The organism is Alloalcanivorax balearicus MACL04 (assembly GCF_025532145.1).
Lineage (GTDB): Bacteria > Pseudomonadota > Gammaproteobacteria > Pseudomonadales > Alcanivoracaceae > Alloalcanivorax > Alloalcanivorax balearicus.
Genome location: NZ_ARXS01000018.1, coordinates 93,207 through 104,798, shown reverse-complemented (window position 1 = coordinate 104,798; position 11,592 = coordinate 93,207). Strand labels below are relative to the sequence as shown.

Sequence of the window (11,592 nt, the reverse complement as noted above, 5' to 3'; positions counted from 1 at the left end):
GTCATTCCGCGATGAACCTTTTTTATGACCGGGCCGTTGCTGGCACGCATACACGCAACACGCTGACACGCTAACACGCTAACACGCTAAAGTCGGAGCCTGCTTGCGGGTTTTGGTGACATGACTTCAGAGGTGGCCTCGAAGTCCCGTCTGTGGGAGCGGCTTTAGCCGCGAATGGCTTAGCGTGCCAGCGTGTTGCGTGTAAGCGTGTTGCGTACCAGCAAACACCAATGGCTCCCGACGACTTATCTTCCCTCTCAGTGCGGATGAGGATGATCATGATCCAGCGTCTCCGGCGAAGGCATCGCCCGGGCCCGATCCAGCCAGCGCTGACGCCAGCCGGCCAGGGTATCGCTGGCGGCGCTCCGGGTTCCGGTCAGCAGCGAGGGCGTTTCGCCCACCGCGCTGTCGGCGACGCGATAAAACACCCTCCAAGTGGGATCCCGCTGCGCCAGGGCACCCCGGTCCGACGCAAACACCACCTGGTCACCGGCCGCCCGGGGCCAAACCGCGTTGCCCGTACCGGACAGCCGCCGCGCGCTACTCCAACCGGTCTCCGCATGCCAGGCACTCCCCCATAAGCGATGGCGCCAGTCACTGTCCCGAGTGTCCATCCAAATGGCCTGAACCGCGCCGTCGCCGCGAACCGCCAGCGTCGGCCTCTGGCTCATGGCTTGATCATTGCTGCCCACCGGCACCGGTTCCGACCAACTCAAGCCCTGATCCTCGGACACACTGGCCAGAATCGCGCTGTTGACCCCGGCGCTGCGCAGCACCTTGGCGTCCCAGGCGGCGATCAGGCGGCCATTGCCGTCCGCGACCAGACTCGGGTGGCGATCCGCCAGCGCGGTTTCGATGAAGGCGTCATCCGGGCTGCCGTTGTTGGAGACCCGAACCAGCGGCGACCAGACACCACTGTCCGGGTCGCGCCGGCGAGCGACGATCTCCCAATTGTCCGGATCGGTACGATCAAGCCCTTCCAGTCCATCGTAAAAACCGGTTTGTCCGGTCCAGCCCGGATTGACGTCGAAGCGATTGTCCTGGAACACCACCACCACGGTATCGTCCGCCAGCACCGCCAGCGCCGGATGCAGAGACGCGGGATCACGGGTACTGCGGGTGTCCAGCGCATGGCCACCGTCACAGCTTTTGTCGTCGCTGAGAGACTCCACGGCACCGTCAATACCGATCCGCACCATCAGGTCAAAGCAACGCCGGGCGTTGTCGCTCCACGCCATCACCGGCGTCCCGTCGGCAAGCACCGCCAATGCCGGCCGGATCGCCCGGCCCTCAGCGGCGGGCAGATGCACTTCCGGCTCCCAGGTCAAACCACCGTCGGCGGAACCGCGCAGAATGATCTGCGGCCGACGGGGTTGCTGCCCACGACGCTCATCCTGCCAGATCACCCACACCCGGCCGCCGCCGGTGGCGATGCGGGGGAAGCGCGCGGCGCCCGCCAGCGCATTGAGCACCACCGGCTCGGCCTGATCACCGCGCCGGAACAGGATGTCGGTTCCCTCGGCGTCGTGGCGTTCGGCCACCACCAGAGGCACGCCCTCCGCCGTTTCGGCTACATCGGCAAAGCCGGTGAAGACGCCGCGTTCCCCCAACGCCAACGCGGCGCCGTCTTGCCATTCCAGGGACGCCGGCACCGCCCGTTCCCCTTGAGGTGCACCGCCCGCGTCGGAGGCACGCAGGAATACCGGCGAGGTCAGCGCTTTGCGCACACCCAGCAAGTCGGTGACCTCGGCATAAACCCAATAAGGCGTGTCCCCCTCGGGCCGGCTCACCGTGGTCACGAAGGTGTCATCGGAGGAGGAAGGCCGGAAGGTGGCCAAAGGCCCAGCGTCCCTGCCCGGCGCCGCGTACAGCCGCAGACGGTGCGCCAGCCCCCGCCGGCTGGCCCGCCGGCGCCATCACCGCATCGCCCGGTAACGCCTCGAAGACGCCGTCGCCCTGGGCGTCCGCTTCGAGCGTCAAAAACGGGGCCAGAGCGCCGCCCTGGCTCAATACGGTATGGCCGCGCCGGAGTGCCCCGAGAATCGCCCGCTCGGTAACCACCGGAGCGAACACATGGGTTTTCACCGTACCCGGGCCGAATCCCAGCCACAGCTCGCGAAAATGGTTGTCGGAACTGGCGGTGACGCCGGTTTCCAGACCCAGATTCCAGCGGCTCTCGGCGTAGGCCAGCTGGGCATCCTTGTCCTGGGCGATGTTCCAGACCTCGATCAGGTCACCGCCGATCAGGCTGGCATGGTCATTGGGCGTGCCGTCGTCATCGCTCCAGTCCCGATCCGGATGGTTCGATTGCCACACCGCGCCCTGGCCGTGAGCATCCCAAAGGCTCTGCTGGGTAGGCCGGTGCTCCGCGCCTTCAGCGCCATCCATGCCATCCAGGATGGTATCCACGGCGCCGAAAACATTGGCGTGGGGCCGGCCATTGGCCTCCTCTCCGGGGATTAACAGCAAATCGCCGGAGGTCCACAGCGGGTCCCAGTGCTGGTCATAGGTGCGATGGTCGGTCAAAGCCAGGAAATCCAGGTCCTGTCGTACCGCCTGGCCGATCTGATCGGCCGCCGCCACATTGCCGGGCAAGGCATCATCGCTGGCCTGACGCCACATGGAACCGTCCGAGGAATGATCGGTATGGACATGGGTGTCGGTGGCCAGCCACTGACCCCGCGGCGCCTCCAGCGGCGCCGCGGGCAGCGGCTCGTTACGCCACTCCGGGTCAAAATAGACCGGCTCAGGCTCTGGTTCAGGTTCAGGTTCCGGCTCAGGGTCCGGGTTCCCCTGCCCCGGCGGCGTGCCCGGGTCACCACCACCGTCATCCGGCTGGCCGGCGCCCCCCGAACCACCTCCACCTCCGCAACCGGCAAGCGCCAGCAGCAACAGCCCCAGGCCAAGCCATCGATTGATCCCGCTACCTTGTTCCACCGCCGATTACTCCTTGCCCTGCCCAGGCACCATGGTTCCAGGTTTAAAACCAGCGGCACTTTAAGTGCGCCCCATGTTGTCCCGATGACAGCAGGGTTATCGAAACCGGCAACTGTGTTGTGAAAATGTAAGGTTCATCGCCAAATAACGGAGATAATTACCTCCATCGAGGCGCGGCTCTGTACGGAGGCCTTCCGGGATCGCCGTGAATACGTCCCTGTAGGCTCCCGGTTTGACGTCCCTGTCAAACAGGGTCCCGGAAGGCCTCCGTACAGAGCCGCTTCGAGTGAACTGCAACGTTCCGGGCCCGAACAACGATGAACCTTTTGGGAAAGGAGAGAACGCGTTATCAGCGCATCGTGGTTTTCGGGAGCGGCTGGAAGGACACGCAGGCCCGCTGGTTACCTCGAAGCGGAGGCGCGTTACGCTTTTGCGGGACCCTGTCGAACAGGGACGTTCGACCGGGAGCCTACAGGGACGTATTCACGGCGTTCCCGCGAAAGCGTAACGCGCCTCCGCTGTCCCCGATGGAGGGAAACGAACCAACAGCAAATAGAAGGCGTCTGAGGCCTCAGCGTGACCAGACCGAGGCGTCATAGGCCAACGGCCGTTCGACCCGGGCGATGTCGGAAAGCAGATCGCTGCGCAGGTGGTAATCCAGATCAAAAGGGTGAATAGACAGACGCAGCGGCGTGCCGGTAACGGCGGCGAGACCGCGATTAATCGCGTTGCACAGGCGCAACACACGGGCACGGCCAGGGGTGTCCGCTTCGTACCCCAGCAACGGCAACAGCCGGAAGCGATCCTCGCGCAGATCGTGGATACCGGTCAGGGTCTCAAGGTAACGGAATGGCAGCTGTGCACGCCGCCGCCGCGACAGCGCACCCAGCGCCCAGGCCGGCGGCACGTACAGATCACTGACCGGAACCCGGTGTCGCCCAAACCAGTCATGGCACTCCCCGATCAGAGCGGCCACGCCCTCGCCATCCAGGGACAGATGCTCGGCCACATCGCGCGACAGCAGCGCGCTGTGCGCACGATGATAGAGACTTCGGGGAGGATCGCAGCGATGGCGCCAGCCATGGCCGGCCAGCGGGTACCCGCGCGCCGCCAGACCACGCAGCCAGGAAAGGTCGTCATCGCTCCAGTCCCGACCCGGCACCACCAGCAGGGTCACCGCTTGCGCCGGCAGCCCGTCCAGCACGGCCAGCAGCGACGACACCGCGGCGCGGGTCTCTGGCATCACGTCATGCACCGAAACCAGAACCGGAGCCATCAACTCACCCGTGCCTGAGTGGAAAGCCGCCGCAACAGCGCCAGGGTCGGCGACGGCCACGGCTTCGGCAACGATTGGGCCTGGCCGGCGCACTGTTCCAGCACCCGCAGCCAGTGCCCCACCGCCTGTTCGTTCATCAGCACGGCGGCGGAACGGCCGCTACGGGCACGCAGCGTCCGGCTGCCGACGCTTTTCGCCTCCAGCTCCGCCAACGCCTGCGCCAGACTCTGATCGCGGCCCTGCACCACCAGCGCGGCCCCCAGCGCCGGCCATTGATTGATACCGCAGGCCGGCGCCGTGATCACCAGACGCTCCCGGGCCAGCGCTTCCAGCGCCACGGTGCCGAACGCTTCCACCGTGGAAGGCAGGATCAGCACCTGGGCGTCATCCAATGCCCGCACCACGGTGGCGCGATCGCACCAGCCCAGATACCGCAGGTTCGGATAGCGTTCGGCGGCGGCCTCCACTTTGTCCCGCTGGGGGCCGTCCCCGGCCACGGTGAAGGTCATCTCCGGGCGGGCCGCCGCCAGTTCCAGGAAGCGGTCAATGTTCTTCTCCGCCGCCAGCCGGCCTACATACAGCACCGAGGACACCGTGTCGGCCAGCGGCGTCACCGGCGTGTGCACGAATTCCGGCGCCAGCGGCGTGCCCACCAGTTGCGGATGGCGGGCGCCTGCCTGTCGCGCCTTGGCCAGCATGTCCTCGCTGATAGTCACCACCGCGCTGCTGCCACGGAACAACGTCCGATTCAGCCAGTTCAGAAAACCGCCGGCCAGACGCGCCAGGCGCGGCCCCCAATAGAGCCGCACCAGCTTGTCGTAATCGGTCTGGAAGGTGACACAGACGGGAATCCCCAACTTGCCGGCGGCCCAATAGGCCCCCAAGGAAAAGATCCCGGGACCGGGGATCACCACCACATGGGGCTTCATTTCCCACATCAGCGCGGTCAACTCACGCATTTTGGGAAAGAAAAGCCGCTGGGTGGCATCGCCGGGAATGGGAATGGACGCCCCCTGACAGGGGTGCGGATCCTCGAGGCTGGGCGAGACCAGTTCCACCCGCGCCACCCGATCCTGCAAATGCGCCACCAGATCCTGGAAGTAGGCACCGACCCCATTGCGTCCCTTCATGGCGTCGACGACGAACAGCACGCGTAAATCGCTTTGTTTCACCATAGGACTTTGCCTCGTGAATACGCATCGCGCTGGCACATCATCGTGACGATACCAGGGCGATGCGTGTTCGCGGGCACAGTATGGTGAGAGCCGATGTCGATTTTGTGACAATCCACTTTCATCCACTCTCTCCTTCCGGCAACGGGAATGAAAAGCGCTGATAAACCCAGCCAAAGGTGCGCCGCAACGGCTCCACCTCCAGCCCCAGTTCGCGGGCATCGTAATGATGACCGCTGCGATAACGCCGGGCACGTTCCGACTCGGCGGTGAGATAGCTCTGGTACTCCTGCGAAGGCGTCCAACCGAAGCGCCGGTAGAACGCTTCCACCGTGTCCCGCGGATCAGCGGCGAGTGACTCCATTACCGACAGCGCCTGACGGGATTGCGGCAGCGCGTCGAGGCTGTCGAGCAGGTGACGGTAGTAGTAATCGAGCATCGCCATGAAACCCTCACGCCAGTAGGCGGCGGTGTCACGGCCGTCGAAAAGGCGGGCGCCGACGACGATGGAGTTGATCTGTGAGGGTACCGATTGAGTGGGGTTACGCAGACAGCCGATGAAACGGGCATCCGGAAAGGTCTCCGCCAAGGCCTGGATCCAGGGCGTGAACGAGGGGTTCTTGGACAGGAACACCCGGTCCTCGCCATGGAAATACAGGTGCCGCTGCACGAACCGGCGGTAGGCCGCCATGATCCGGCGTTTTTCCCGCACTGGCAGATCACGGTCGGCGAACGTCAGGCGCCAGAGGCGCTCGTCCGGCACCACCAGCACCAGCAGGAAACAGCCCAGCACCGGTAGCAGCGCCAGGTAATCCTCCTCCGGATCACGCAGCCCGGTCTTGTGAATATCATCCAGACCACCGAGCAGCCGCCGCTCCAGCCAGGCCAGCAGCCGGCCCAGCGGCTGACCGAGCCGGCGGTCCAGGAGGCCGATGCCGTGAAACAGGTAACGCTGGCTGATGGAGGGCGCGAAAATCAGTTCCCACAGGGAGGTGGTGGTGAAACGCTGGTCATCGCCGGCCAGCAGGCGATGCAAAAAAGTGGTGCCACTGCGCGGAATACCCACCACGAACAGCGGCTCGCGCACGGCGATCTGGCGATAACGGGGAAACAGCACCCGATCCAGCAGCAAAGCCAGGCCGTTGATTGTCTGCAGCAGCAAGAAAGCGGGCCAGAACAGCGCCATGGCCAGTAGCCGTCGCGGCGACCAACCACTCACCCTGCCCTGATAATCCGGGTTCCAGGATTTCAGGAACAACCGCCCGTACAGTTTGGCCACATGCCACATATGGAGGTTTCCCGATTCACGCCATTCGCGGTGATCCTAGGGTTCAAGAATGACCGTTTTATGACGTTTTGCAACCCCCGCGCCGACGCTTGCGGCGTTCCCCAGCGCGCTGCACAATGCCGCCAGCTTTTTTATTGCTCCGGGCAATTTTTTCATCAGGCCGTACAGGATACCCGCCATGTCCCAGCCCTTCCCCACCATCGTCGGCCATCGCGGCGCCCGTGGCGAAGCGCCGGAGAACACCCTGGCGGGCTTTCAGGTGGCGGTGGCGGCGGGCGCCGGAGAGATCGAGCTGGATGTGCGCCTTTCCGCCGATGGCCATCTGATCGTTCTGCACGACAGTGACCTGAAGCGCACCACCGGCCAGAAAGGCCACGCCCGGCATTTCACCCTGGCCCAGCTCAATCTGATGGACGCCCGTGTCAACACACCCGGTTGGCACAGCACCGTGGGTGTGCCCTCGCTGCGCGAAGTGGTGGCTCTGTGTGGGCCGGCCATGCGCTTTCAGTTCGAGGTGAAGGGTGCCGACCGTGCCATCCTGCACCAATTGGCCCATCAGTTGACGCATATGATCGACCAGGACGGTCTGCGTGAGCGGGTGGTGATCACCTCCAGCCATACCGGCTTCCTGCGCATGGTCGCCACCATGGCCCCGCATCTTGATCGCGGCTATGTCAGCGAATACCGCTATCAACAGCCCACCCGGCGCGCCGCCGCGCTCGGCTGCCGCTGGCTGATGCCCCACCACAGTCTGGTCTCGCCGCGGCTGATGCGCAGCGCCCGCCGGCGTGGACTCAAGGTCTCCACCTGGACCGTCAACGATCTCAATGAGGCGGAACGGCTGGCGCGGCTGGGCGTGGACGGCATCATCACCGACTTTCCCACCAGCTTCCTGGCCCACTTTCGCGGCAAGGGTCAACACCACGCGGCGGCCCCCGCCGCCCAGGCCGAGCTGGACCCGAGTCTCAGGGATCCTTGAAGAAGTCGCGGATTTCCTGCTCCCTGGCCATCGCGTCCCGATAACCCAGCTCGATCAGTTCGCGGGTAAAGCCGGGCTCGAACAGCAAATAGCTAAGCGCGCCGGCACCCGGCGAACGGGTTGCACCGGAACCGCGCAAGAAGAACCGCAAAGTGCGCGGCAACTCGCGCGAATGCCGGCCCGCGATCTCGTCGATGGGCTCGGAGGGATAGATCTTCAGAACGTCCACGGGCCGCAGTTGGATGCCGCGCTGACGCCTCTGGCCAGCGTCGGTGACGGCCAGGGTGTTATTGATGCGTTCGAGCCGTTCCACGTCCCCCTCCAGGGTATCGACGAACACGCTGTTCAACACATGCCCGAGCACCTGGGCCAGGGAGGGATAGCCGCTGAGCGCCTGTTGCTGTCCCGGACTGTTGCCGCCGGACACGCCGATCACCAACAGGCGGTTGGCGCCCAGATGCAATGCCGGGCTCACCGGGGCCAGTTGGCGTACCGCGCCGTCGCCGTAAAAACTGCCGTCCACCTGCTCCGCCGGAAACAGTAGCGGAATCGCCGCCGAGGCCAGCATGTGCTGCACACCGATCACGGAGCGGCGCCCGAGGCGGCGGGCCCGGGTCCATTCCTGCAGATCATCGGCGCCCTGGAAAAACGATACCGATTCGCCGGTGGCGTAACTGGACGCGGTGATCGACAACGCCCGCAAATGGCCCTTGTCCACGCTGTCGCCAATACGCTGGAAATTGATCAGCAAGCGCAGCAGCCGTTTCAGCGGCGTATTGTCAAGCAAGGCGCTGCGGGTCTTGGCCTGGCCACCGGTGGCGGCGGAAAACATCCAGCGCAACAGACTGCTGGTGAACGCGAAAATATCGGTGCGGTAAACCTGCTCGGCGGTCATGTTGGACCACACCCGGTCCAGGCTGTGCACCGCGGTGGCGTAGTTGTGAGCCCCGGCGGCCAGACCGGCGGCGTTGATGGCGCCGGCGGAGGTGCCGCAAATGATCGGAAACGGATTGGGCGACTGCGCCGGCAGCATTTCCGCCACCGCGCGCAATACCCCGACCTGATAGGCGGCGCGAGCGCCGCCACCGGACAATATCAACCCCCGCACCGGGGGCGTTGGTGATGCCATGAATGGTTCTCCTCGAAGCGCCTCAGTATGCCTTTGGCGCGCCTCAGCGTCATCCGCTGGCGTCACTGTTTCGGCTGTCTTATGCTGCCGTCGTGGCCGTCTTCCGCGGCCGCTGACGAGCACCCGCTAAAATGGCATTACGCACCGCCCGCGCCGACGATCTGGACGCCCTGTGCGCCCTGGAGCAACGCTGCTTCAGCAGCGACCGGTTATCCCGCCGCAGCTTCCGCCATTGGCTGCGGCAGAGCCCTTGCGGTCTGATCGTGGCGGAGCAAGAAGAGCACGGTCTGGTCGGTTACGCACTGGTAATGCTGTACAACGGCACCCGCCTGGCGCGCCTCTACTCCATCGCGGTGGACGCCGGCCAGCGCGGCCAAGGGCTCGGCGAGCAGTTGCTCGACGCCGCCGAGCACTACGCGCACCGTCATCGCCGGCTTTACCTGCGCCTGGAAGTCCGCAAGGACAACGCCGCCGCCATCCGCTTGTATGAACGGCGCGGTTACCGGCTGTTCGGCCAGACCGCTGACTACTACGAGGACCATCAGGACGCCCTGCGTTTCCAGAAACGGCTGCATTACCGGCCCGACGGCGGCGAGCGGCTGGCGGTGCCATGGATCCGGCAGAGCACCGACTTTTCCTGCGGCCCCGCCTGCCTGATGATGGCCCGTGCCGCGCTACAGGGCGAACCGCCCAGCGACAGCGAGGAACTGCTGCTCTGGCGCGAAGCCACCACCATCTTCATGACCGCCGGCCACGGCGGCTGCCACCCGCTCGGCCTGGCCCTGGCCGCCCGCCGACGCGGACTCGCCGCCGAGGTCTGGTGCAATCAGCGTGGCCCTCTGTTTCTTGATTCGGTGCGTGATGCGCACAAGAAAAGGGTGATGGAAACGGTCCACCATCACTTCGTCGAACAGGCACAGGCGCAAGCCATTCCGCTGCACTATGCGGAATTGAGCAGCGAACGGCTGGATCAGGCGCTGGAAAACGGTGAAGTGGCCATGGTGCTGATCAGCACCTGGCGGCTGGACGGACGCAAAGCGCCCCACTGGGTGGTGGTGGCCGGCGGCGACCGGGAATGCTTCTACATCCACGACCCGGACCCGGCGGAGGATCAGATCCCCCTGGACTGCCAATACATCCCCATCGCCCGCGACGGCTTCGACAAGATGGCCCGCTATGGGCAGTCACGGCTGCGTACGGCAGTAATTGTTAAGGCAGGTAACAGTTAATAGTGAATAGTTAACAGCGAAAAATACAAACAGAGGAGCTTTAGCCGCTGTGGGAGCTTGCCTGCAAGCGAATGGGATTCGCTCGGGCGTTTAGCACTATTCGCTTGCAGGCAAGCTCCCACAGAAATCGTATTGGTGAGATTTTTCTTTCGCTGTTAACTATTCACTATTAACTCTTAACTGCTTTTTTTTCAGGTTTTCAGCACGTCCTTACCCAGGCTTCCGGCGCGTTTGCTGTTTTCCTGGCGAGTGTTTTCCTCGCAGGCGCTGCGGTCACCGCCGCAGATTTCGCAGCCGTCCTTCATGCCCAGCGTTGCCAGGCCGCCACAGGAACCCTTGATCGGCTTGTTGGAGAAGATCACGCCAACGGCCATGGCGGCGAACAGGATGCCGATAACGACAAAGGCGGCAATCAGAGTGGCAAACATATCACTTCTCCTGTTTCTGGCTGTCCAGAACGGCCTGGAAAGCCGGGGTCAGAATTTCTTTTGGCCCCTCATTGGTTCTGACAATGAACAGCACCGGCAGTTCATGCTCACGGGCGAAGGCGACACCCTCTTCCGGCCCCAGCACGGTCAGCGCGGTAGCCAGGGCATCCGCCATCATACAGGACTCGTGCAGCACGGTAACCGATGCCAGATGATGAATGACCGGGTAACCGGTACGGGGGTCGATAGTGTGGGAGAACAGCTTGCCGTCCTCCTCAAAAAAATTGCGGTAATCACCGCTGGTGGCAATGGCGATATCGTGCAGTTTCAGCACTTTCTCCACTTCCCGCTTGCCCACTTCCGGGCGCTCGATGGCCACGCGCCAGGGCTGGCCGTAGGGTTTGGTGCCGGACGCCACCAGTTCGCCGCCAACTTCCACCAGATAGTTGCTGATGCCTGCCTCTTCGAGCACTCCGGCCAGCTTGTCCGCGCCAAAACCCTTGGCGATGGAGGACAGGTCCACATACAGGCCGCCGGGCTGGGTGGCTTCCCGGCCCTGCAGCGTCAGCCGCTGCCAGCCGATACGCTTCAGCGCCGCCTGGACGTCCTCGTCCGCCGGCGGTTCGAAGCGGTCCGGGTCCGGGCCAAAGCCCCAAAGGTTCACCAAAGGCCCCACGGTGACGTCATAGGCGCCGTTGGTGTCCCGCGACAAGACCTGTGCCGCCGCCAGTACTTTGGCGAAATCCTCCGGCAGGGTCTGGACGGTCCCCGCCTCCGCCTGATTGAACCTGGACAGGTCCGAATCCGGCCGATAGGTGCTCATCTCCTGGTTTACTTGCTCCAGGGCCGCTTCCAGCTCGGTTTTGAGTGCCGGAATACCGTCACGTGGGGAACCGGTGAATTTCACCGACCAGGTGGTGCCCATGGTCGGTCCGGACAGCGCCGAAAGCCGTTGTTGAGCGTCGTCGCAGGCGCTCAGCACAAACAGCAGCAACAGCGTGAAGGGAATCAGTAAGAGACGGGATTTCATGGCTGCTCCGGGGTCGGGGCCCAAACGCCAATACGCTGTATCGATAAACAAAGCCCGGCCGTGGCCGGCCGGGCTGTCGTCTGGTCGTAAATCGTGCTGCGATATGCCACTGGCATATCGGCGG

The 11,592-nt window shown here is 64.3% G+C and carries 11 protein-coding genes; 2 read left to right on the top strand and 9 right to left on the bottom strand.

Going from position 1 to position 11,592, the window contains the following annotated elements:
• Nucleotides 1-257: 257 nt before the first annotated feature.
• From MA04_RS15170 to MA04_RS15145, 6 genes are all read right to left on the bottom strand, one after another.
• Nucleotides 258-1,799 carry a sialidase family protein gene (locus MA04_RS15170; RefSeq protein WP_262461333.1) on the bottom strand — a complete coding sequence of 514 codons (1,542 nt, stop codon included), beginning with the start codon at nt 1,797-1,799 and terminating at the stop codon, nt 258-260.
• Between the two features lie 7 nt (nt 1,800-1,806).
• Nucleotides 1,807-2,937, bottom strand: coding sequence for a CehA/McbA family metallohydrolase (locus tag MA04_RS15165; RefSeq protein WP_262461331.1), 1,131 nt, complete (start codon nt 2,935-2,937; stop codon nt 1,807-1,809).
• 571 nt (nt 2,938-3,508) lie between these two features.
• On the bottom strand, nt 3,509-4,213 hold the full coding sequence (locus MA04_RS15160; protein ID WP_163121077.1) for a polysaccharide deacetylase family protein: 705 nt from the start codon (nt 4,211-4,213) through the stop codon (nt 3,509-3,511).
• Nucleotides 4,213-5,388 (bottom strand): glycosyltransferase, encoded by a 1,176-nt coding sequence (locus tag MA04_RS15155; RefSeq protein WP_262461329.1) that lies wholly within the window; start codon nt 5,386-5,388, stop codon nt 4,213-4,215. Before MA04_RS15155 ends, MA04_RS15160 begins: the two co-directional genes overlap by 1 nt.
• A 118-nt stretch (nt 5,389-5,506) precedes the next feature.
• The gene (locus MA04_RS15150) at nt 5,507-6,673 is read right to left on the bottom strand and encodes a sulfotransferase family protein (protein WP_262461328.1); all 1,167 of its coding nucleotides are present in this window, start codon (nt 6,671-6,673) and stop codon (nt 5,507-5,509) included.
• A 36-nt stretch (nt 6,674-6,709) separates the two neighbouring features.
• Nucleotides 6,710-6,853 (bottom strand): hypothetical protein, encoded by a 144-nt coding sequence (locus tag MA04_RS15145; RefSeq protein ID WP_262461326.1) that lies wholly within the window; start codon nt 6,851-6,853, stop codon nt 6,710-6,712.
• Here MA04_RS15145 and MA04_RS15140 point away from each other — a divergent pair.
• Nucleotides 6,852-7,652 carry a glycerophosphodiester phosphodiesterase gene (locus tag MA04_RS15140; protein WP_163121081.1) on the top strand — a complete coding sequence of 267 codons (801 nt, stop codon included), beginning with the start codon at nt 6,852-6,854 and terminating at the stop codon, nt 7,650-7,652. The genes MA04_RS15145 and MA04_RS15140 overlap by 2 nt on opposite strands.
• On the opposite strand, the gene MA04_RS15135 is transcribed toward MA04_RS15140, so the two are convergent.
• Nucleotides 7,639-8,781: a patatin-like phospholipase family protein gene (locus tag MA04_RS15135; RefSeq protein WP_163121083.1), complete on the bottom strand. Its 1,143-nt coding sequence runs from the start codon at nt 8,779-8,781 to the stop codon at nt 7,639-7,641. The genes MA04_RS15140 and MA04_RS15135 overlap by 14 nt on opposite strands.
• Nucleotides 8,782-8,912: 131 nt before the next feature.
• On the opposite strand from MA04_RS15135, the gene MA04_RS15130 reads away from it, so the two are divergent.
• A complete protein-coding gene (locus tag MA04_RS15130; RefSeq protein ID WP_262461324.1) occupies nt 8,913-10,010 on the top strand; it encodes a GNAT family N-acetyltransferase/peptidase C39 family protein in 1,098 nt (365 codons plus the stop codon).
• A gap of 191 nt (nt 10,011-10,201) precedes the next feature.
• Here the strand turns inward: MA04_RS15130 and nqrM are convergent, their stop codons facing one another.
• Together nqrM and MA04_RS15120 are read right to left on the bottom strand one after the other, a co-directional pair.
• On the bottom strand, nt 10,202-10,438 hold the full coding sequence (gene nqrM / locus MA04_RS15125; protein WP_262461323.1) for a (Na+)-NQR maturation NqrM: 237 nt from the start codon (nt 10,436-10,438) through the stop codon (nt 10,202-10,204).
• 1 nt (nt 10,439) lies between these two features.
• The gene (locus MA04_RS15120) at nt 10,440-11,468 is read right to left on the bottom strand and encodes an FAD:protein FMN transferase (protein ID WP_262461322.1); all 1,029 of its coding nucleotides are present in this window, start codon (nt 11,466-11,468) and stop codon (nt 10,440-10,442) included.
• Nucleotides 11,469-11,592: the final 124 nt, after the last annotated feature.

Excerpts from the sequence above, each read along its gene's own strand:
- MA04_RS15155 (WP_262461329.1), bottom strand. The coding sequence starts at position 5,388 with ATGGTGAAACAAAGCGATTTACGCGTGCTGTTCGTCGTCGACGCCATG.
- MA04_RS15120 (WP_262461322.1), bottom strand. The coding sequence starts at position 11,468 with ATGAAATCCCGTCTCTTACTGATTCCCTTCACGCTGTTGCTGCTGTTT.
- MA04_RS15160 (WP_163121077.1), bottom strand. The coding sequence starts at position 4,213 with ATGGCTCCGGTTCTGGTTTCGGTGCATGACGTGATGCCAGAGACCCGC.
- MA04_RS15135 (WP_163121083.1), bottom strand. The coding sequence starts at position 8,781 with ATGGCATCACCAACGCCCCCGGTGCGGGGGTTGATATTGTCCGGTGGC.
- MA04_RS15145 (WP_262461326.1), bottom strand. The coding sequence starts at position 6,853 with ATGGCGGGTATCCTGTACGGCCTGATGAAAAAATTGCCCGGAGCAATA.
- MA04_RS15140 (WP_163121081.1), top strand. The coding sequence starts at position 6,852 with ATGTCCCAGCCCTTCCCCACCATCGTCGGCCATCGCGGCGCCCGTGGC.
- nqrM (WP_262461323.1), bottom strand. The coding sequence starts at position 10,438 with ATGTTTGCCACTCTGATTGCCGCCTTTGTCGTTATCGGCATCCTGTTC.
- MA04_RS15150 (WP_262461328.1), bottom strand. The coding sequence starts at position 6,673 with ATGTGGCATGTGGCCAAACTGTACGGGCGGTTGTTCCTGAAATCCTGG.
- MA04_RS15130 (WP_262461324.1), top strand. The coding sequence starts at position 8,913 with ATGGCATTACGCACCGCCCGCGCCGACGATCTGGACGCCCTGTGCGCC.